Here is a 17,083-nt window from a genome sequence, read left to right as displayed (position 1 = left end):
GCCGCCGCCTGCCCCCTCAAACCGGGTTGCAACCCCCCCCGCCGCCCCGCCGCGGGTGGGGGCGGCCCGGCGGGGAAAGCGGGGGCCAAGTCGGGCAGGACGGCAGGGTGACTCCCCGGGCCAGGACATCTCCGCAGGTCGGATGACGGGGCGGGGTCGAGCGTCGAGCGTCGAGCGTCGAGCCGGGAGGCGTATGCGGGATGTTCAGTGGCGGGCGGCCGTCGAGCGGCTCCGCTCCGGAGGCGTGACGGGCCGGGCGGGCCCGGGCGGCTGCTGGACGAAGGGGAGGCACAGGTCGGCCGTGGCCTCGGCGTGGACCGTGAACTGCTCGCGGGCCTGCGCCGGGTCGCGGGCCTCGATCGCCGCAGCGAGGGCGCGGTGCCGCTGGTCGGGCATGCTCCGGGCCTGCGGGCCGCCGGGGTGGCCGGCCAGCAGTCGGGTCAGTTCGTGCTGGATTCCCTGTTCGGCTTCCAGCAGCCTTCTGGAGCCGGAGAGTTCGGCGATGTGGAGGTGGAGTCCGGCGTCCGCCGTGCGGTACGCCTCCGGGTCGGCGACCGCCGCGTCGGCGACGGACTCGAGTTCGCGCAGCCTGGCCAGTCCCGCTTCCGAGGCCCTGCGGGCAGCCCGTGCGGAGGCCTCTCCGGACACCGCGATCCGCCAGGCCGTCAGCTCCTCGATGTCGGCCAGCGTGTACGGGTGGAGGGCGGTCAGCTCGCCGATCCGGGAGAGGACGTCGGGGACGACGTAGGTGCCGGCCCCGTGACCGCGCCGGGTCTCGATCAGGCCGTCCTCCCGCAGCACCGCCATCGAGTGGCGAATGGTCATCACGGCGACCCCGAACAGCTCGGCGAGGCTCTTCTCCGGGAGCAGGCGGTCGCCGCCGACGAGGATCCGTGCGCCGATCAGCTCGCCGAGCCGGCGCGCGATGGCCTCCGCGGCCCCGGCCGAACGTACCGGCGAGATGTGTTGCGTCCACCCCTTGTCATCCACGAAATCTATCTTCTAGATTTCGCATCGCATACGCAAGCTGTTCGCATGGAGAACTCATGAGCCGCACCGAGCACCCAGCCCCCCTGATCGGGATACCCGTACGCCTCAGCGATGGCGACGCGCCGGACGCCGACCACCGCATCGGCGAGGCGAACCGCATCTTCGACGACGTCGTGGACCTGATCCGGGCGGCCGGCGCCGAGCCCGTCCTGGTGCGACCGCACTCCGACGAGAGCCCGCTGGACGCGCAACTCGCCGGCCTGCGCGGCTTCGTGGTGCCCGGCGGCGGGGACGTCGATCCGGCCCTGTACGGAGCCGATCCGGCCCACCCGGCGCTGTACGACGTCAACCCCGCGCAGGACGAGCTCGACGCCGCCGTCATCCGGTACGCCCTGGAGCACCGGCGGCCGCTGCTCGGCATCTGCCGCGGCATGCAGCTGCTCAACATCATCCGCGGGGGGAGCCTCCACATCGACCTGGCGCCGAGCTCCGTCGAGCACGACGCGGCGCCCGGGGAGGAGTGGGGCGTCCACGAGGTCGAGCTGTCGGCCGGCACCGCGCTGGCCGAGGTGTTCCACCGCGACCGGATGCCGGTGGCGACCGGTCACCACCAGGCGATCGACCGGGTGGGCGACGGACTGCAGGTGTCGGCCCGCGCCGACGACGGATGCGTGGAAGCCGTCGAGGCGGTCGCCGACCCCCAGGCCTTTGGCCCGGCGGCCTGGACCGTCGGCGTCCAGTGGCACCCCGAGGCGTTCGAAGCCGACCCCGAGCTGCGGCTGCCGCTGTTCAGCGCGCTGCTGACCCAGGTGCAGGCCCAGCAGAGAGCGGAGCCGCGGTCGTGAACGACGCAGACACGAGAGTGGGAAGCGCGGCCAGCACCCCGAACGTCGCGGGCAACGCCCCGACCGCCACGGGCGGCGGACCGCAGCTGGCTCAGAGCCTCCTCAGCCGCCACATGACCATGATCAGCATCGGTGGCGCGGTGGGAGCCGGGCTCTTCGTCGGCTCCGGAGTGAGCATCCAGCAGGCGGGCCCGGGCGTCCTGATCGCCTACGCCATCACGGCCGCCATCGTCATCGCCGTCATGCGGATGCTCGCCGAGATGTCCGTGACCCGCCCCGACACCGGCGCCTTCGCCGTGTACGGCCGGATGGCCTTCGGCCGCTGGGCCGGGTTCGCCAGCGGCTGGATCTACTGGGTCGGCTGGCCCCTGGGGCTGTGCATCGAAGCGATCGCGGCCGCGCGGATCGTGAACGGCTGGCTTCCGGCACTTCCGGTCTGGCTGGTCGCCCTGGTACTGGTCGGCCTGATGGTCGGCGTCAACCTCGCCTCCGTGCGCGCTTACGGCGAGATGGAGTTCTGGGTCGTCTGGATCAAGGTCGCGGTGATCGCGCTGTTCATCGGCGTCGGCATCGTCGCGGTGGCCGGCCTGCTGCCGGGCACCCCCGCACCCGGCACCGGGAACCTGCTGGGCCACGGAGGGTTCCTCCCCATGGGGTTCAGCGGTGTGGTCATCGCCACCTCGGGTGCGATGTTCTCCTTCTCCGGCACCGAGATCGTGACCATCGCCGCCGGTGAGGCGCAGGACGCCGCCGCCGCGATCCGCAAGAGCACCCGGACCATCCTGTGGCGGGTCACCGTGTTCTACCTCGGCTCGCTGGCCGTGGTCGTCATGCTCCTGCCCTGGGACAGCGCCGCCGTGGGCGAGAGCCCGTTCGCCGCCACCCTCAGCCACCTCGGTATGGGCAACGCGTCCACCGTGCTGAACATCGTGCTGTTCGCGGCGATGCTCTCCACGATGAACTCCCAGGTCTACGCCAGCTCCCGGATGCTGTTCGCGCTGGCCCGGGACGGCGACGCCCCGTCCCTCTTCGCCCGCATCTCCCGGCGCGGGGCGCCGCACGCGGCCATCCTGTTCACCGCCTCGATCGCGGCGCTCTGCCTGCTCCTCCAGGTCTTCCACCCCACGACCGCTTTCAGCCGACTCGTCGACGTCACCGGAGACACCGTCTACGTCACCTGGATCGGCATCGCCGCGGCCCACCTGGTGCTCGGCCGTCGCGACCGCGCCGAAGGGCGCCGCCCCGTCCCCGGCACCGGCGTCTGGCTCTTCCCGGTGCTCACCTGGGTGACGCTGATCGCGCTCCTCGCGCTGTACGCGGTGATGATCGCCCTCCAGGAATCGCGAACCGATGCCGTGCTGGCGCTGGCGCTCACCGTGGCCGTGGCCCTGGTCGGTCTGTGGCTGCAGCGGAGGCGTCCGACACCGTCGAACTGAGCGACCGCCGGTCCGCAGGCCGCCGGCCGTCCGGGCCCTGAGCCACGGGGAGTGGGAAGTCGGCCGGTCCGACTTCCCACTCCCCCGCGCGAGGGACGGATCGCCCTGGAACCAGGCCCCGGGAAGGACGACCCGGCTCTCCGGGCCGAGCACTGTGGAGCCACTCGGCAGCACCCGCCGCCGGGCGAGGACGCAGGAGGGGACAAGGTGCACGCACCGACACCGGCGACAGCACGAAGGACCGTGGCACTGGGCATCGCTGCCGCCGTCCCGTACATCGCCGTCAAGAGCTACTGGGCAGCGGGCGGCAGGGCCGGCCTTGCCGACGGGTTCGACGTGGCAGACGAGTTCACCCGCAACGGTGCGCCCGACGCACTGGTGTGGCTCGAACAGCACGGCGTCGACTTCACCGCCGTCCTCGCGCTGACGGGACTGGCCCTGGCCTGCGCACTCGTCCGGCCATGGGGGCGGCACCTCCCCCGGCGGCCGCTGCTCGTCCTGGCCTGCGCAGGAACCCTGCTGGTCCCCTACGGCCTCCTCACCGCGCTGCTCGCCCTCACCGGGAACGACGGCAGCGCGGGAACACCGATCACCGGGTGGATCGCGCCGGCCGGAGTCGGCGCCTTCCTCGGGATCGGGACGGCCCTGGGCGTCGGGGCCTGGTCGCACCGGCACCCGGAGCACCGGCGGACTACCGGTGCCCGCGCCGCCGGGCCCAGTCCTCGCGGGTGACGGCGTACTCCACATCGCCGTGCTCGGCCCCCTCGATCGGGTCGGGCCACTCCTCGAAGAACGTGCGGACCAGGGACAGCCCGGCCTTCTCCATGACCCTCCGCGAGGCGGTGTTGACCGTCATCGTGGTGGCCACGACCCGGTCCGCCCCCAGTTGCGTGAACGCGTGCCCCACCAGCGCCCGCGCGCCTTCGGTGGCGTGGCCCTGGCCCCAGGCGGACGGCAGGATCCGGTAGCCCAGCTCCGTACCGCCGTCCAGGCCGACGCTGCTCGCGGGCCGCAGCGAGAACCAGCCCAGGAACGCACCGGACGACTTCTCCACCGCGGCGAAACAGCCCTGGCCGTCGGGGAGTTCGCCGTACTCGCGGAGGATGCGCGGGAGCTGCTGCCGCTCGACGACGTCCCTGGGCACCGGGCGGCCGTCGTCGATGTACCGCATGACGTCGGGGTGGCCGTGCAGGGCGGCCAGGGCGTCGGCGTCCGCCCCGGTGAAGCGTCGGAGCGTCATCCGCCCGGTTTCCAGGTAGGTGTCCACAGCGCCGATTCGAGCAGGGCGCCCGGCCTGCGGCAACCGATTTCCGGTCGTCCCCGAAACCGGCCGGGACGGCGCGCCGCTGCTGGGCGGGCGTCAGGAGTGCGCGGCGGCCCGGTCGGAGTCACTGCGCAGCACGCAGAACTCGTTGCCCTCGGGATCTCCGAACACACAGAATTACCAGTTTTGAAGCCCCGCCCGGGATCGGTCCGGACGGGGCGAGGGGGTCCTACTTGCTGACGATTCGGTGGTGCGGGACTGCCCAGCAGTCACGGGACCAGTGCCGGAGCACTCCGTCAGTCCAGGGTCGGCAGTCGTTGGCGGTCCGGGGCTCGTAGCGGACCCGGTGGCGGCCCGGGGCGAAGATCTGCCACCCGTCCCGCTCGCACTGCCTCAGGCCCCGTGCGTTGCCCTTACGGGTGCCGTCCGGGAGATCTTTTATGAATGCGTGTGCCATCACGCCACCGCCCCGAGGGTGTGTGCACCCGGGTAGGTGTATCCGGTGTCAGGGAGGCCGAGTGCGACCGCGCGGAGGGCTGCGCGCCGTTCACACTGCCGCCGCCGCTCCTCGTACTGGCGCTGCATCTCGTCCAGCTCGGCGAGCCATGTGCCGTGGTCGATGTGCGGGCGGACCAGGGGCCCCATGTACAGGCGGTCCGGTTCCGGGGCTGGCTCGGGGGTGATGGCCTTCGGGTCGAGCTTGCGGTGCCGGGGGGTGGCGGCGGTTGCGGGGCGAGGGTCGTTTGCCCGGTGTCGGCCGCGCGGGGCCTTGTCGCGGGTGAGCCAGAGCGCCAGGATCGTTGCCCCCGAGAGGCAGCCGGCGGCGGCGGTGAACCAACTCCAGAATGTAAGGTCTGACATGTCGAGTGCTCCCATAAGCATTCGGCGGTTGACCCCCGGCAGCCGGTCCTAAGCGGCGGTCGGGGGTTCTTTCGTGGATGACGATAGACCTTAACGTCAAGCAACGTAAAGGGACGTAAAGGCACTGGCCCCATGTGTGCATGGGGGCGGACTACCCCGGTACCGTTCTGGTCATGGAATTCGGCCCAGACGACCTGATCGACCGCGAGGCGCCCGAGCCGCCATTTCAGCAGCTCACGGCGATCTTGCGCGCCCGCATCCAGCGCGGCGACTGGGCTCCGCGGCGAGCGATCCCGTCCGAGGCTGCCCTATGCGGCTTGTACTCACTGTCCCGGCCCACGGTCCGGCGCGCGATTGCCGAGTTGGTTCGCGAGGGCTGGTTGTTCGTCGTGCACCCGCGTGGGACGTTCGTGGCCGAGCGCGTTGATCAAACCGAAGGAGACGAGTAGGCCCCGCCCGCGCTGGTGATCCACGGGACGGGGCCTTGACGGGGCGCGGGTCGGCATTGGGTCGTCGGTCGAAGTCGACGCCCGCTCCCCGGCCCGAGCTTGCCGTCCCCTATCTCCTGCGGTGCCGTCCGTTGCCCTTACGTAGAAGTGCAACGGGTGTGTCGTCCTGTGGTGGGGCGTAGTCGTCCCCCCGCCGAACAATCACGGGGTACGCGTCAGCGTAGGTGTCGGCCACGCCTACCGGCTGCCACTCCTGCCCGTCCCACTCGACCACCAAGCGCGGGGTGTCTTGGAACAAGTGGCCCCGTCGTACGTCTGAAGCGAGTATCAGCGCGTCTCGTGTGCCCGGCGGGCGGGTGCCACCGGCACGGGCGGCGTACCAGTCGGACACGGGTTCGTTGTCGGGTTCGAGCACGGCTGATCCTCTCGCTCGGCGTCACCACGAGGTTATCCGCCGTTGTCGTCCGGCGGGATGGTGCCGGGCCAGCCGAACAGTCCGAGGATCGGGCGCTTCCGCAGCGCCTCGGCGTACTCGGTCGAGCCGTCGAACTCGCGGAAGTTGGTGATCGGGTCGTCCGCGGCGAGCAGCATGGCAACGGCGCAGGTCAGACAGAAGTCCTTACCCGTATCCAGATCCCGAAGGTTCGCGTATCGCTGACAGCCGGACCACTCGCACATCCGGCGGTGCCGTCCTCCGGTTGCCCGTCTCCGTGCCATGCTGAGCTGTCCCAGCCCTCTCTACTTGGGTTCCTGACCGAGCACCGAGAGGCGCTGTCCCGAACGGAGTCGCAGCGCGACCGTATCGGCCGGAAGGTCGGCGAGCGAGCCACGGAAAAGCTCGACCAGTTCGCCGGCGAGCTTGGTGAAGTCCTGCCCACCGAGGTTCGGCGGAAGTGCATCGCGCAGCGCCTCGCAGTCCTCGCCCAGCTCCCAGAGCTTCCGCAACGCCCAATGCTTCGTGAGGAGTTGTACGCCGAAGGTAATGTGGAGACTGTGCTCCTCAGTGCTCTGTCCGGCGTGCACCCACCCGCGCGGGATGAACAGCACTTGCCCGGCCCGCAGCGTGACCGAGAAGTCCGGGGCGTTCGCCGCGAAGCGGAGCTTGTCCTCCGGAGAGAACCCGATCTTCGACCAGTTGTGGTGCTCCAGCGGGTTGACGAACGTCGGGGCGAACAGTCGCCAGTTCTTCGCGCCCTCGGTCTGTGCGATGAAGACATGGTGGCAGTCCCAGTGCCACCCGAACCCCTGCGCCTTCCCGGCCGGGGTGAGGTAGAAGTTCCCCGTCACGGGGTGGCCGAGCATGGACGACAGTTCCTTGCAGAACTGCATGATCGGCGGGTAGGACCGGTGCAGGCCGTTGAGAACCAGGGTGTCGGTCGGGTGGTCGGCGGACGGACGCTCGGCAGTCAGCACACCGTCGCGGACCATGCCGAATCCTCCCGGGCGGACATCCGGATCGGCCAGGATCTCGCGGACCGCCTGCCTGGTCGCGAGCTGTTGCAGGTCCGCCGCGTCGCGGTCGTACACCGTGGGCACCGAGGGCCACGCGGTGCGGAAGGTGTCCGGGTCGGTGACCAGCCTTGAGAGTGCGGTCTGCATGGCGGGGCTTCCTTCTCGTAGGGTGGGAAGGGGCGACCGCCCCACCTGAATTGGGGCGGTCGCCTCTCGCTCAGTTGCTGGTGTGTCAGGCGCCGATCAGGTGGTCGTACTGGCCAGACACGAAGGCGTCGCGCAGCTTGCGCAGCTCACCGCGCGTACCGGTGATCACGGCGCCGTCGTTGTTGATGTTGGCCAGCGCCACCAGGTCGTTACCGGCATCGGCGACGGCGAAGCACTCCACCTTGTCGTCCAGGTGGGAGTACGACGCCACCGACCACTCCAGGCCGGGGTGCGACGCCGGGTCGAACTCAACGGGCTTGTTCATGTGCATTCCTCTTCTTGTCAGCGAGCATGGCGGGCGCCATGTCCGTTGGCGGTGCTGCCGCTGCGCCGGGTGGCGTTGCGGGCGATGTTCACCCGTCCCGGCCGGTCATTGTCACGTGACGCGCAGCCGGGCAGGGGGTCTGTGGGTGGCTAGGTGGAGTGCGGTTCGGCGACCGGTTCCCCGAAGGCCCGCACCAGCCCTTCGCCGAACCGTTGGCTCGTCTTGTCGCCCGCCGCAGCTTGATCGACCCGGCGACGGCCGATCCGTTCCCAGTAGGTCTGTGCGGCCGGCTCCAGCGCGAGGACGCAGAGAAGGAAGTCCAGTTCTCCGTCCGGCATTTGCCCGGCGCGGTGCTTCGCGGCCGTCAGCGAGAGCGCGCGGTCCACGTGGATCACACCCGCGCGAGTTTCGTGATCCAGCCCAGCCGACAAAGGGTGGTCCGTGTACCACTCGGGGGGAGCGTCGCCAGTGAGCCGCTGGTCCATGTCTTCAACGGCGAGGATGATCCGGCGCTGGTGGTACCGGCGGTTGAGCAACAGGTGGGCGAGGCCCACTCCGGCGAGCACTCCGGCGCCGAGCAGCACGGCGCGGGCGGTCCGCATCGTGTCTCCTTTGTAGATCGATGGTGGTTCCCCGTCCTGGCGGGTGCTGATTCCCGATTCCGCCAGGACGGGAGTCGCTTGGACCGGCCCCCCGACCGAGCGCACAGTCAGAAACATCCGGCGGGGGACCGGCATGCGTCCGGGCAGCAGCGTCCGGAACGCGACCCGACAGGTTTGCCGGGAGCTTGGGTCAAGCGAGGTGCTCGGCGTCCGTGTCCTCGGGTTCGAGGATGACGCCCTGGTCCAGGAGCTGCGCAAGCTCGGCGTCCAGTCGTGACGGGGCCTCAACAGCCACTACGGGGCAGTCCCACACCATGTCTGCGGTGCCCGGTTCACGTATGTACGCCACGCCTTCTTTCACGCTGTGCACGATTCCCACCCGGGCCGGCGGTCGGCTATCCCGGGCCACAGACCCCGGCGACGGACCGTTGAGCAGGGAATTGCCCGTGATGATCTTGGGTTCGCCCGCTTCTTCCCTGCGCTTGCGGGCCTTGTGCTCCGCCAACGCGGCTCCCCTCAGCACCTTCTTTGCCATGCGGCCCCTCCCGAGGGCTTGTCGTCGTGCGGGCCCCGCCCCCAGTCGTCCGCGCCGTCCACATTCGTCACGTCACCGGGGGCGGGGTTGTGCTTCCCGGCGGGCCACAGGATTCCGCCGGGGGTCTTGGGGTCGCCCCGGCCCTAACCGGGGAACCGGGCCGAGGCGACGGTGCACGCGCCCCTCGCGCACCCTTCCGCCGGGGGACCGGCGGGTAAGCCCGGAGCACCGGGGGATAGGTAAGTGCTCCGGGAGATCAGACGGACTCCGACCGTCCCCGACGTCGGGCCAACAGCCCGTACCAGGGGCGGAGTTGGATGGTCCGGTGGAAGCGTCGGGCATACCGCCAGTAGTGCGAGCCGCACACGATCAGGATCGTGTGTTGCCCGATCGCGGGCACCGCTGTGACTTCGCGCGCCGTGCCGCAGGGCGCACACACGCCCTCTTCCCAGCGCAGGCCATCCGGCAGGGGCGGAAGCTCGGTCACCGTGCTCACCGGCCGACCCGTTCGCGCCGAGTCTCCCGGCACGGCGCCGAACCACGCCGATCCGCGGCCCGCACCCGGGCGTGGGCCCGTCTTCGCCACCACGTTTCCCACTCCCCTCCATACGCGATGCCGAGCTCGGCGACCGCCAGGGCGACGGAGGCAAGGCGCCGCCTCATCCCGTGTACCTGACGTCCGCCGCCGGCTCCGCGTGCCGCATACCGTCCCGGATGCGCTCGTTGACCGTGGCCGTCCGGACGTGCACCGGGTCCGCCGTCCACGGCTCGCCGCCGTGAAGCGGTTCGAGCTGCCAGCGACCATCCGCCGCACCCTGGTACGTGCCGACGATGCCCCGCGACAGGTCGACCACCGGGTCACCGACGCCCGGCGCCCGGAGCGGGAGCAACTCGCCCTCGGGTTGCGGGCTGCCGGTGGCTAGCGGCTGATGCTGCTCGGCCTCGTGTTCGTCGTACGTCTTCGGCACGGCCGTTCCTCCACTCGGGCCAGCGGGCTTCCCCGGTGCACCACCGATCCTTGGCGCTCAGATGGGCCAAAGCACCCCCGTATCCGAGACATGAGGGCGGTCTGCGCGCTAGCGTCCAAGAAGGCCCAAACGTCTGGGGGATGACCCTTGAACATCGCTCTCCGACAAGGTATGGCAGACGCGAAACTCACTCCGCGCCAACTAGCGACCCGCGTAGGTGTCACACCTAAGACCGTGGAACGCTGGCTCTCGAACGCCGCGTTAGTACCACACCAGAAGAACCGTAACGATGTGTGTGCAGCCCTGGGGGTTGATGAGCAAGTGATCTGGCCCAACACGGTCCGAGCGAACCTCAAGACCGGTCATGACCGGGAGGTTTTCGCCGCCTACCCGTACCGGTCAACCTGTCCAACTTCGGTATGGAACCAGCTAATTGGGGATTCCGTGGATGAAATCTTCCTGGCCGGATACACGAACTATTTCGTGTGGCTGGAGCAGCCGGCGCTACATCAAACGCTGCGGCGCAAGGCCGAGTCTGGGTGTCGTGTCCGGTTCCTACTGGGCAACCCTGAGTCCGAGACCACGCGGCAACGGGAGCGCATCGAAGGTGTGGCGCTGACCGTATCGACCCGAATTCGAATCACCCTTGAGCATCTGGAAAAACTCTCCGGCATTGAAGGCGTCGAAGCACGGTTCAGCGCACCCGACGATGGGCCCAACCATGTAAGCCTGTCAGTCTTCCGATTCGATCGCGATGCCCTGGTAACCCCACATCTGGCACGGATGGTTGGGCATGACTCACCGATGATGCACCTTCGCCGATCGCAGGACGGCGGACTGTTCGATCGGTTTGCGGAGCATGCAGAAGAGCTGTGGGAGCGCGGCGTTCCGACTCGCTGATAAATGCAAAAGGCCCCGCCCTGACCCCGTAGAGGGAGATCAGGACGGGGCCCTTGCGATTTCAGCAACTGGTCAGGCGTTGTCGCGGTCGAATGATTAGTCCCAGATATCCGAGTCGTCCTCGGGCTCCGGCGGTGCGATGGCCGCGCGGGCGCTCGGGGACAGCCCCAACTCCCTGATATAGCGCGCAAGTTGGGAGCGGTACTGTGCTGCGATGGTGGCGGCACCGTTCTTCACAGTGCCACGCTCGGCAGTGACCATGAGTCCGCGTTCGGACAGGTCCCGCTCTGCCTGGTCGATGCGGGCCACGCAGACGCACAGATCCTTGACGGTCGAGTGGTCCACTTCGCCGAGCCCGGCAGCTACTTCGAGAATCGGCACAACGCGCTGCCACTCGGTCGAAGCCGTTTCCCGACAGCGGATATTGGCGTCTTGGATCTCGGCGGCCGGCGAGTCCTTGAACACGTCTCGCCAATCGGGCTCGGCGAGAACGGCGCGAGGAACGATTACTCCCTCTCTGATCTCGGCCTTGGACGGGTTCCCTTCGCGGGCCCGCATTGCCGCTGGCTTGGGTCGGTATCGATCGGCCATGGTCTCCTTTCTAAACTCGCTGTAACGGCGCACGGGGCAACCAAAAGTTGCCGCAGCCCCGGCGCGCTCTCGGCGCCTCCCTGTCGTGCAATTTCTAGTCGGATAGGGAGTCACCGCCTGGGTATGGTCAGCGTCGAACTGGCCTGGCGTGCGCCGCAGCCCATCCGCCCGGTTGATTCCGCGCTGTTTCTCCGTTATGGCACGACGTGCACAAAGGTCGCAGATATTGCGGTGCATCTGGATTTACGATTCCCTCGGCTGCAAGTTGCTTGCGGGACTTCGGGAAGTGGTCAGCCACCTTGGCGGCCTGGCCGCACAGAACACACCAGGGGTTCGCGTGCAGGAAAGCGCGGCGGGCGCGGGGCCAGCCTGGACCGTACGCACTGGTGCCCGGCGTGGCTCGGTTCCTGGTTGCCTCTCGCTCATGTTCCTTGCAGCGTCCACCAGTTGTCAGCTCGGGGCAGCCGGGAACGGGGCACGAGGTGCGGGGCTTACGCGGCATCGGGCCCCCTCGGTGGGATGGCCGGCGGATTGATCGGAGTTCCGTCCGGCTGCCTCGGAGTCACATCCACAACCAGCACGCGACCGGAACTTGGGTCACGCATCCGCTGGACGCCCCGCGGCATCGGGGCTCCACCGTCAGCTACTGGCAGCCCAGTTGGGGCGTCCGACCACACGGGCCTACCCTGTGCGTCCCGGGGGAAATGCGGATAGGTCCCGTCTGGACCGGGGTCGAGCGCGTCAACGGCCATGGTCAGTCAGTAGCTTCGATGTATGCCTGACGCTTGGCATCGAGCTGTTCGGCAAAGGCGGAAGCGATTTGTCCGGCGACCGCGTCAACGGCCCTGGCCATGTCGTCGATGATGGGCAGGTCATACCAACGCTGCTCAGGAACGGTGCGCTCCTCCCCCAACCGGGCCTGTGCGTTCTGCGCGGCCGTCAGAATCTTTTCGCGCTTGAATCGCTCGGCACGGCGGGCAGCGTACGCCTGAAACCACGGCTCAGCGGACAGCTGTTCAAGGAACTCGTCATACAGTTCGCTACCGCGGTCGCTCCGCTCGGCGGCCTGCTCCCTCCATGTCTTGAGGAACGCCCGGTCGTAATCGGCACCGCGCTCGTCGCGGCGGGATCGCTCGGCCTGCTCTGCGGCCTCTAGAACGGCCTCCGCGTCGGCCAGTGGGGCGGTGACCTTGTCCCGCTGTGCGCGCAGCTTGGCGACCCGCTCAGCGGCCTTCTCGATCTCGTTGTTCATATCAGTTACCGCCCTTGCTGGTGTCGCATCCGTGGCGGGCCGCCGCCTGCTTGTCGTTCTCGTAGTAGCCGAGACTGATGCGGGCAGTGGTGCCCATCCGGTCGAACATCTCGGGGTTCGAGTCCCGCAGCGCGGCCAGGCGCTCCATGCGCTCGTCTCGCCGCCACGCGGCAGCGCGGTCCCGATCCTTGTCCCGGGGCCCGTCCAGATATGGAACCTGGTGCAGGGTGTTTCCCATGGTGTTCTCTCCAATTATCTGATTCACGACGGGGCTCCCCCGCATAAGTAGGGGCGGCCCTCGCCCGCTCTCTCGGCTTCTGTGGGGAGCAAGGGTTTCCGGCCGCTCTTCCAGCAGGGGAGGCGGGTGCTTCCGCTCTGGTGGTGGGGTGGCGAGAGCGGTCCTCTTTCTGTTTTTCCTTAGTTTTTCTATGTGTTTCTAAAAACTGAGAAGAACCACCACCCCACAACCACTCTCGGCGCTGTCAGCCGGACCCGAGCCGGCGAGCCCCGAGGCCCCAGGCGCCCGCAGGCGGGCAGCAGAGAACCCCAGCCGGTCACGGGGACCAGCCGGGGCTCTGCGGGGACGTACGGGACCGCTACGCGGCTACAGGCAGCGCCTCGGGGGTGTCGAGCCGCGGACGGGCGCCGGGGGAGGCCGGAGCCTCGTTGCGGGCCTCGGACTCGACACCGAGGGCGACCGCCACCTGTTCCTCGGCCGCGGGGTCGAGTTCTCCGGTCATGGTGAAGTCCACCCGGCGTGTGTCGAGCCGCCGCCACCCGCCACGGGTGCCCCGGCGGACGTTCAACCGGACGCCTGCGGCAACCAGCATGGCGCGCCGCTCGGCGGTGTCCGCGGCTGCCCAGTCGTCCGCGTAGGTGCGCCCGGTCGCCGTGACGATCGTCTGCGGCTCGGTCTTCTCCCGGGACTCCAACTCGGCAATGCGGGTGTCGAGGGCATCGTGAAGCTTCTGCCACTCTTGCGCGGCGTGCCGGGACTTCTGCTTGCCCTGGTTCTTGAGGTGCGCGGCGAACTCGGCCACGGTGGCTTTCAGCTCGGGCTCAGGGTCGTACCCGGGGATGACCGTGGTCGTCTTGGTCTGGATGCCTCCGACCAGGCGCAGGAACTCGGCTTCCACGTAGTCGTCTGTCCAGTCGCCCCGGACGTTCGCCGGTGCCGTACACACGTTGCCCCTGGCGTGGTAGTTGCACTTGTACGTGGGCTGTTTGCCGTCCTGCTTGTTCAGGTACATCCGGCCCCCGCAAGAATCGCAATGGATGACCCTCAACAGTAGGGACTCCGTGTTGGACCGCTCGGCGTTGTCGATGCTCCGTCCGTCCAGCACGGCGCCGACCTGGTCGAACTCCTCGCGGGTGAGGATCGGTTCCACGGTGCACATGACCGGGTTGCCCTGGTCGTCGCGGACCGGCACGCCCCGGTGCAGCTTCCAGCCGATCAGCGTCTCACTACGGAGAAGCCTGGTGATCACTGCCGGGGTCCACTTGAACACGTCCATCACGACATGCGACCCCTTCGCCCCGCCGGTCCGGCCGCCGCGCGGACGCCCGTTCTTGACAGACCAGTAGTCGCGCGGGCTCAGCACGTCATCGCGGTTGAGACGGGCCGCGATGGCGGACACGGTCTTGCCTTCCAGAAGCTCCCGGATGATGCGCTCAATGACCGCTACGGCTTCCGGGTCGGGTACCAGCGTCCAGCCCTTGCCGCCGAACTCCTCGGGCATGGGGGCGGGCATGTAGCCGTACGGGGGCTTGCCGCCACCGCGCCAGCGAAGCGGCATCCGGCGCATGGCAGCCTGCGCACCGGTCACGCGGTCAGAGATGGACTGAGCCTCGAACTGTGCCGCGAACGCCAGCATGAACAACTGGAGTTCCGACAGGGGGTCCATCGGGTTGCGGAAGTCGAATACCTGCCGACCCCCGCCGAGCCCCTCAGCGAAGATCAAAACCTTGCGGTGCTCGCGCGCCCAGTTGGCGAGGGCGTACATGTGGCCCATGGACCGAATCGCGCGGTCGAAGCGCCAGAAAACAAGCGCGTCGTAGCTGTCCGGGTCGTTCAACCACTGGAGAAGTTGGGGGCGCTCCCACGGGGAAGTCTTCGACGCGCTGACGTCAAGGTCGACAGCTTCCCGGAGCGCGTCACCCTCACCGAACGTGACCCGCAGCTCTGCGGCCACGTGGTCGCACGCGTCACGCTGTCGGCCGGGGCTGGTGGTTTCGTCGGTCAGTACCGAGAGGCGGACGCACCGGACGCCCCGAAGCGTCTCGGTGAACACCGTCCCGGCCAACAAGTTGCGGGTATCCATGTCCCACGTGGGGAGCAATGGGTCCCCCGGGGCTGCCTCGGGGCTCCTGACCAGGGTCGACGCTGCTGCCACGGCTCACACTCCAGAACATGCAGTTCTGTGTGTTGGGGTCGGCGAGGACGGCCCAGCCCGAACCGTCGGGGTTCCGGTGGTCGCCGACGAAGGTGGCACCGAGGCCGAGCAGCCGCTCGACCTCCCGGTCGCGCGAGGTCTCGGGCCGCAGGCACAGGTGGACCCGGTTCTTGACCGCCTTGGCCTCGGGCACCTGGTTGAAGTAGAGCACCGGGCCGTCGGCCAGCAGCACCTGGGTCTCCCGGTCGCCCGGCCGGCAGTCGGGATCCAGCGGGCGGCCGGTCACCCCGCTCCAGAACCGGGCCAGCTCATAGGCATCCGCACAGTCGATCGCCACGTTCTGCAACACCGAGACCATGCGCGCGAGTCTCCCCGATCCCCGCGCCGGCCGCCACCGACGTGCGCCAGGCCTTCGCACACCCCCCCGCAGAGGAGGCCAGCCGGTCTCCTGACCTGCGGCAACACGGTCCGGATGCATGCGCTCACGGACGTGCCTACGGTGGAAGCAGTAGCCCAGAGCATCCGGGAGGTCACGCCATGAGTTCCGAGAAGAAGCCGGTCCAGCTCAAGGCACGCACGGTCAGCGGCCACGTGCTGGCGAACGCGCCGATCAGCGGCGATTTCGAGGCCACGCTGACCGACAAGAACGGCAAGCCGGTCGTGGGGCGGCAGATCACCTTCTACAGCACCGCGAGCGGCCAACGGGTCGGCTCCGCGACCACCGACCAGAGCGGGATCGCCAAGCTGAACTCCGGCTCCAAGATCCTCGACCCGGTCATCGTCGCCAGCACCCTGGCCACCGGCTGTGAAGCACGGTTCGAGGGTGACGACGAGTACCAGGCGGCTTCCGCCCACGCCGGCACCGCGGTCGGCGTGTAGTCGACGCCATCGACTGATCGACGCCCGAGGAGTGGGGGGGGGGGCCCGCCCCCCGCCCACACCCCCCCCCCCAACCACCACCACGTGAGCGCGGCCCGCGGCCCCCCCGACGGACCCCCCGCCGCCCCGGGGGGGGGGGTTTTGTCCCCCCAATGTCTTCATCGACGCCGGTGGTTTGTTCTGGCGCCCGGCCATAATCCCCACTCCGCCCACTCCTTCGACCTGAAGTTCCGCGCGGCCGGCTTCCGCCAGTACGTCCGCGAGGCCCCGCGGCTGACGTCGGCCCCGGTCCTGTCCGACGCCGAGCGCGGCGGCTGCCGCTTCACCGAGGTCGGCTTCGGCTGAGCCGGCCCGGTGTCACGGCCTAGGCTGGGCCGCATGGGAAGGACGCAGGCGGGCGGGGCGGGCGGGGCGGGCGGCCGGTGGGCCCGGTTGCTGCACCGGGGACGGGGGCTCTCGCACGAGGCGGAGTTGCGGCAGGCCGCCGCCAGGATGCGCGGGCGGCTCCTCCTCCACCCGGTGGAGGGACCGTGGCAGGAGCTTGCGTACTGGGATCCGCTGCCGGCCGCCCGGGAGATGACCGACTCCGTCGGGGACGGCCGTTGGGCGGACCGCAGTCGGCTGAACGTTCCGGGGCCGTTCTACGCCGGCGAGACCGACAGCGGGCTGAACGGCCCGTACTACCTCCCCGAGCACGTGCTCTCCGGCGACGAGCACTGCGAGTTCGTCCACCGTCAGCCCGCCGACCCGCGCGAGGTGGCCGCCCTGGTGGAGATCGCTCACGGCGAGCCGCTGGGCGGCTACGCCTGGGACGGTGACCGGCACTGGACCCCGCAGGCGGTGCGCGACTGGTGGTCACGCCGCGACGAGGTGCGGGCCTGGATCGCCGGCGAACTGGAACTGGGCGACGACAGCCGGAACGAGCCGGAGGCGCTGCGGCAGTACGCCGCCTACCTGGACGACGGGCTGGAGGCCTACCTGCGCGGCTACCTGTTCTGGCTCATCGAGCGCCGCGAGCCGCACACCGGCGAGCCCCTGCCGGAGCTCTGACCTGACGCCGCACGCACGGGAGTGGGGAGTCGGCCCCGCCCCCATCCCCCACCCCCCCCCCCCACCACCCGAAGGTACGCGCGGCCCGCGGCCGCCCCGACGTCCCCGCCGCCCCCCCGCGGAAGGCGGCCCCGCGCCGGTCCC

The 17,083-nt window shown here is 69.5% G+C and carries 22 protein-coding genes and 1 pseudogene; 8 read left to right on the top strand and 15 right to left on the bottom strand.

The genetic code is table 11. The annotated features are described in order from the left end of the window. Positions 1–204: 204 nt before the first annotated feature. Positions 205–990: a FadR/GntR family transcriptional regulator gene (locus tag ACIRRH_RS26275; RefSeq protein ID WP_403072049.1), complete on the bottom strand. Its 786-nt coding sequence runs from the start codon at positions 988–990 to the stop codon at positions 205–207. A 56-nt stretch (positions 991–1,046) separates the two neighbouring features. Between ACIRRH_RS26275 and ACIRRH_RS26270 the strand changes: the two genes are divergently transcribed. From ACIRRH_RS26270 to ACIRRH_RS26260, 3 genes are all read left to right on the top strand, one after another. Beyond that, positions 1,047–1,835 carry a gamma-glutamyl-gamma-aminobutyrate hydrolase family protein gene (locus ACIRRH_RS26270; protein ID WP_403072046.1) on the top strand — a complete coding sequence of 263 codons (789 nt, stop codon included), beginning with the start codon at positions 1,047–1,049 and terminating at the stop codon, positions 1,833–1,835. Continuing rightward, positions 1,832–3,271 (top strand): amino acid permease, encoded by a 1,440-nt coding sequence (locus ACIRRH_RS26265; RefSeq protein ID WP_403072044.1) that lies wholly within the window; start codon positions 1,832–1,834, stop codon positions 3,269–3,271. Before ACIRRH_RS26270 ends, ACIRRH_RS26265 begins: the two co-directional genes overlap by 4 nt. A 243-nt stretch (positions 3,272–3,514) precedes the next feature. Continuing rightward, positions 3,515–4,003, top strand: coding sequence for a hypothetical protein (locus ACIRRH_RS26260; protein ID WP_403072041.1), 489 nt, complete (start codon positions 3,515–3,517; stop codon positions 4,001–4,003). Here the strand turns inward: ACIRRH_RS26260 and ACIRRH_RS26255 are convergent. Both ACIRRH_RS26255 and ACIRRH_RS26250 read right to left on the bottom strand, forming a co-directional pair. After that, a complete protein-coding gene (locus ACIRRH_RS26255) occupies positions 3,963–4,538 on the bottom strand; it encodes a GNAT family N-acetyltransferase (protein ID WP_403072038.1) in 576 nt (191 codons plus the stop codon). The two genes, ACIRRH_RS26260 and ACIRRH_RS26255, sit on opposite strands and share 41 nt — an antisense overlap. A gap of 453 nt (positions 4,539–4,991) precedes the next feature. After that, positions 4,992–5,396, bottom strand: coding sequence for a hypothetical protein (locus tag ACIRRH_RS26250; protein WP_403072035.1), 405 nt, complete (start codon positions 5,394–5,396; stop codon positions 4,992–4,994). Positions 5,397–5,569: 173 nt separating this feature from the next. Here ACIRRH_RS26250 and ACIRRH_RS26245 point away from each other — a divergent pair, with 173 nt between their 5' ends. Beyond that, on the top strand, positions 5,570–5,845 hold the full coding sequence (locus tag ACIRRH_RS26245) for a GntR family transcriptional regulator (protein ID WP_403072032.1): 276 nt from the start codon (positions 5,570–5,572) through the stop codon (positions 5,843–5,845). 109 nt (positions 5,846–5,954) lie between these two features. On the opposite strand, the gene ACIRRH_RS26240 is transcribed toward ACIRRH_RS26245, so the two are convergent. The 7 genes from ACIRRH_RS26240 to ACIRRH_RS26210 all read right to left on the bottom strand — a co-directional run bounded on the left by ACIRRH_RS26240 (position 5,955) and on the right by ACIRRH_RS26210 (position 9,874). Then, the gene (locus ACIRRH_RS26240) at positions 5,955–6,236 is read right to left on the bottom strand and encodes a DUF6087 family protein (protein ID WP_403072312.1); all 282 of its coding nucleotides are present in this window, start codon (positions 6,234–6,236) and stop codon (positions 5,955–5,957) included. Between the two features lie 56 nt (positions 6,237–6,292). Beyond that, the gene (locus tag ACIRRH_RS26235) at positions 6,293–6,436 is read right to left on the bottom strand and encodes a hypothetical protein (protein WP_403072030.1); all 144 of its coding nucleotides are present in this window, start codon (positions 6,434–6,436) and stop codon (positions 6,293–6,295) included. Between the two features lie 147 nt (positions 6,437–6,583). Next, positions 6,584–7,444 (bottom strand): JmjC domain-containing protein, encoded by an 861-nt coding sequence (locus tag ACIRRH_RS26230; RefSeq protein WP_403072027.1) that lies wholly within the window; start codon positions 7,442–7,444, stop codon positions 6,584–6,586. 85 nt (positions 7,445–7,529) lie between these two features. Then, positions 7,530–7,769, bottom strand: a complete 240-nt coding sequence (locus ACIRRH_RS26225; protein WP_403072024.1) for a hypothetical protein — start codon at positions 7,767–7,769, stop codon at positions 7,530–7,532. A gap of 149 nt (positions 7,770–7,918) precedes the next feature. Further along, positions 7,919–8,371 (bottom strand): hypothetical protein, encoded by a 453-nt coding sequence (locus tag ACIRRH_RS26220; RefSeq protein WP_403072021.1) that lies wholly within the window; start codon positions 8,369–8,371, stop codon positions 7,919–7,921. A gap of 190 nt (positions 8,372–8,561) precedes the next feature. Further along, positions 8,562–8,906 (bottom strand): hypothetical protein, encoded by a 345-nt coding sequence (locus tag ACIRRH_RS26215; RefSeq protein ID WP_403072018.1) that lies wholly within the window; start codon positions 8,904–8,906, stop codon positions 8,562–8,564. Between the two features lie 659 nt (positions 8,907–9,565). After that, positions 9,566–9,874 carry a hypothetical protein gene (locus tag ACIRRH_RS26210; RefSeq protein WP_403072015.1) on the bottom strand — a complete coding sequence of 103 codons (309 nt, stop codon included), beginning with the start codon at positions 9,872–9,874 and terminating at the stop codon, positions 9,566–9,568. Between the two features lie 234 nt (positions 9,875–10,108). Here ACIRRH_RS26210 and ACIRRH_RS26205 point away from each other — a divergent pair, with 234 nt between their 5' ends. Then, on the top strand, positions 10,109–10,774 hold the full coding sequence (locus tag ACIRRH_RS26205; RefSeq protein WP_403072013.1) for a DUF5919 domain-containing protein: 666 nt from the start codon (positions 10,109–10,111) through the stop codon (positions 10,772–10,774). 96 nt (positions 10,775–10,870) lie between these two features. On the opposite strand, the gene ACIRRH_RS26200 is transcribed toward ACIRRH_RS26205, so the two are convergent. The 5 genes and pseudogenes from ACIRRH_RS26200 to ACIRRH_RS26180 form a co-directional block, all read right to left on the bottom strand. After that, on the bottom strand, positions 10,871–11,365 hold the full coding sequence (locus ACIRRH_RS26200) for a phage terminase small subunit P27 family (RefSeq protein ID WP_403072010.1): 495 nt from the start codon (positions 11,363–11,365) through the stop codon (positions 10,871–10,873). Between the two features lie 754 nt (positions 11,366–12,119). Then, the gene (locus tag ACIRRH_RS26195) at positions 12,120–12,617 is read right to left on the bottom strand and encodes a hypothetical protein (protein ID WP_403072007.1); all 498 of its coding nucleotides are present in this window, start codon (positions 12,615–12,617) and stop codon (positions 12,120–12,122) included. Position 12,618: 1 nt separating this feature from the next. Next, complete coding sequence (locus ACIRRH_RS26190; RefSeq protein ID WP_403072004.1) at positions 12,619–12,855, bottom strand: hypothetical protein; 237 nt, start codon at positions 12,853–12,855, stop codon at positions 12,619–12,621. A 358-nt stretch (positions 12,856–13,213) separates the two neighbouring features. Further along, on the bottom strand, positions 13,214–14,938 hold the full coding sequence (locus ACIRRH_RS26185; protein WP_403072002.1) for a recombinase family protein: 1,725 nt from the start codon (positions 14,936–14,938) through the stop codon (positions 13,214–13,216). Positions 14,939–15,023: 85 nt separating this feature from the next. Beyond that, positions 15,024–15,368 (bottom strand): annotated as a pseudogene (locus ACIRRH_RS26180) (VOC family protein); the annotation flags it as partial. 179 nt (positions 15,369–15,547) lie between these two features. Between ACIRRH_RS26180 and ACIRRH_RS26175 the strand changes: the two are divergent. The 3 genes from ACIRRH_RS26175 (at position 15,548) to ACIRRH_RS26165 (ending at position 16,939) form a co-directional block, all read left to right on the top strand. Then, positions 15,548–15,889: a hypothetical protein gene (locus tag ACIRRH_RS26175; protein WP_403071999.1), complete on the top strand. Its 342-nt coding sequence runs from the start codon at positions 15,548–15,550 to the stop codon at positions 15,887–15,889. A gap of 141 nt (positions 15,890–16,030) precedes the next feature. Next, positions 16,031–16,234 (top strand): hypothetical protein, encoded by a 204-nt coding sequence (locus ACIRRH_RS26170; protein ID WP_403071996.1) that lies wholly within the window; start codon positions 16,031–16,033, stop codon positions 16,232–16,234. A 33-nt stretch (positions 16,235–16,267) separates the two neighbouring features. Continuing rightward, positions 16,268–16,939, top strand: coding sequence for a ferredoxin (locus ACIRRH_RS26165; RefSeq protein WP_403071993.1), 672 nt, complete (start codon positions 16,268–16,270; stop codon positions 16,937–16,939). Positions 16,940–17,083 lie beyond the last annotated feature (144 nt).

Source organism: Kitasatospora sp. NPDC101235 (assembly GCF_044767505.1).
GTDB lineage: Bacteria > Actinomycetota > Actinomycetes > Streptomycetales > Streptomycetaceae > Kitasatospora.
Note: the sequence above shows the minus strand (reverse complement) of the source record. Positions and strands in the feature narration are given on the sequence as shown.

Coding starts and splice junctions, on each gene's coding strand:
- ACIRRH_RS26270 (WP_403072046.1), top strand. CDS start 1,047: ATGAGCCGCACCGAGCACCCAGCCCCCCTGATCGGGATACCCGTACGC.
- ACIRRH_RS26250 (WP_403072035.1), bottom strand. CDS start 5,396: ATGTCAGACCTTACATTCTGGAGTTGGTTCACCGCCGCCGCCGGCTGC.
- ACIRRH_RS26245 (WP_403072032.1), top strand. CDS start 5,570: ATGGAATTCGGCCCAGACGACCTGATCGACCGCGAGGCGCCCGAGCCG.
- ACIRRH_RS26235 (WP_403072030.1), bottom strand. CDS start 6,436: ATGCTGCTCGCCGCGGACGACCCGATCACCAACTTCCGCGAGTTCGAC.
- ACIRRH_RS26230 (WP_403072027.1), bottom strand. CDS start 7,444: ATGCAGACCGCACTCTCAAGGCTGGTCACCGACCCGGACACCTTCCGC.
- ACIRRH_RS26225 (WP_403072024.1), bottom strand. CDS start 7,769: ATGAACAAGCCCGTTGAGTTCGACCCGGCGTCGCACCCCGGCCTGGAG.
- ACIRRH_RS26220 (WP_403072021.1), bottom strand. CDS start 8,371: ATGCGGACCGCCCGCGCCGTGCTGCTCGGCGCCGGAGTGCTCGCCGGA.
- ACIRRH_RS26215 (WP_403072018.1), bottom strand. CDS start 8,906: ATGGCAAAGAAGGTGCTGAGGGGAGCCGCGTTGGCGGAGCACAAGGCC.
- ACIRRH_RS26200 (WP_403072010.1), bottom strand. CDS start 11,365: ATGGCCGATCGATACCGACCCAAGCCAGCGGCAATGCGGGCCCGCGAA.
- ACIRRH_RS26195 (WP_403072007.1), bottom strand. CDS start 12,617: ATGAACAACGAGATCGAGAAGGCCGCTGAGCGGGTCGCCAAGCTGCGC.
- ACIRRH_RS26190 (WP_403072004.1), bottom strand. CDS start 12,855: ATGGGAAACACCCTGCACCAGGTTCCATATCTGGACGGGCCCCGGGAC.
- ACIRRH_RS26185 (WP_403072002.1), bottom strand. CDS start 14,938: ATGGATACCCGCAACTTGTTGGCCGGGACGGTGTTCACCGAGACGCTT.
- ACIRRH_RS26175 (WP_403071999.1), top strand. CDS start 15,548: ATGAGTTCCGAGAAGAAGCCGGTCCAGCTCAAGGCACGCACGGTCAGC.
- ACIRRH_RS26165 (WP_403071993.1), top strand. CDS start 16,268: ATGGGAAGGACGCAGGCGGGCGGGGCGGGCGGGGCGGGCGGCCGGTGG.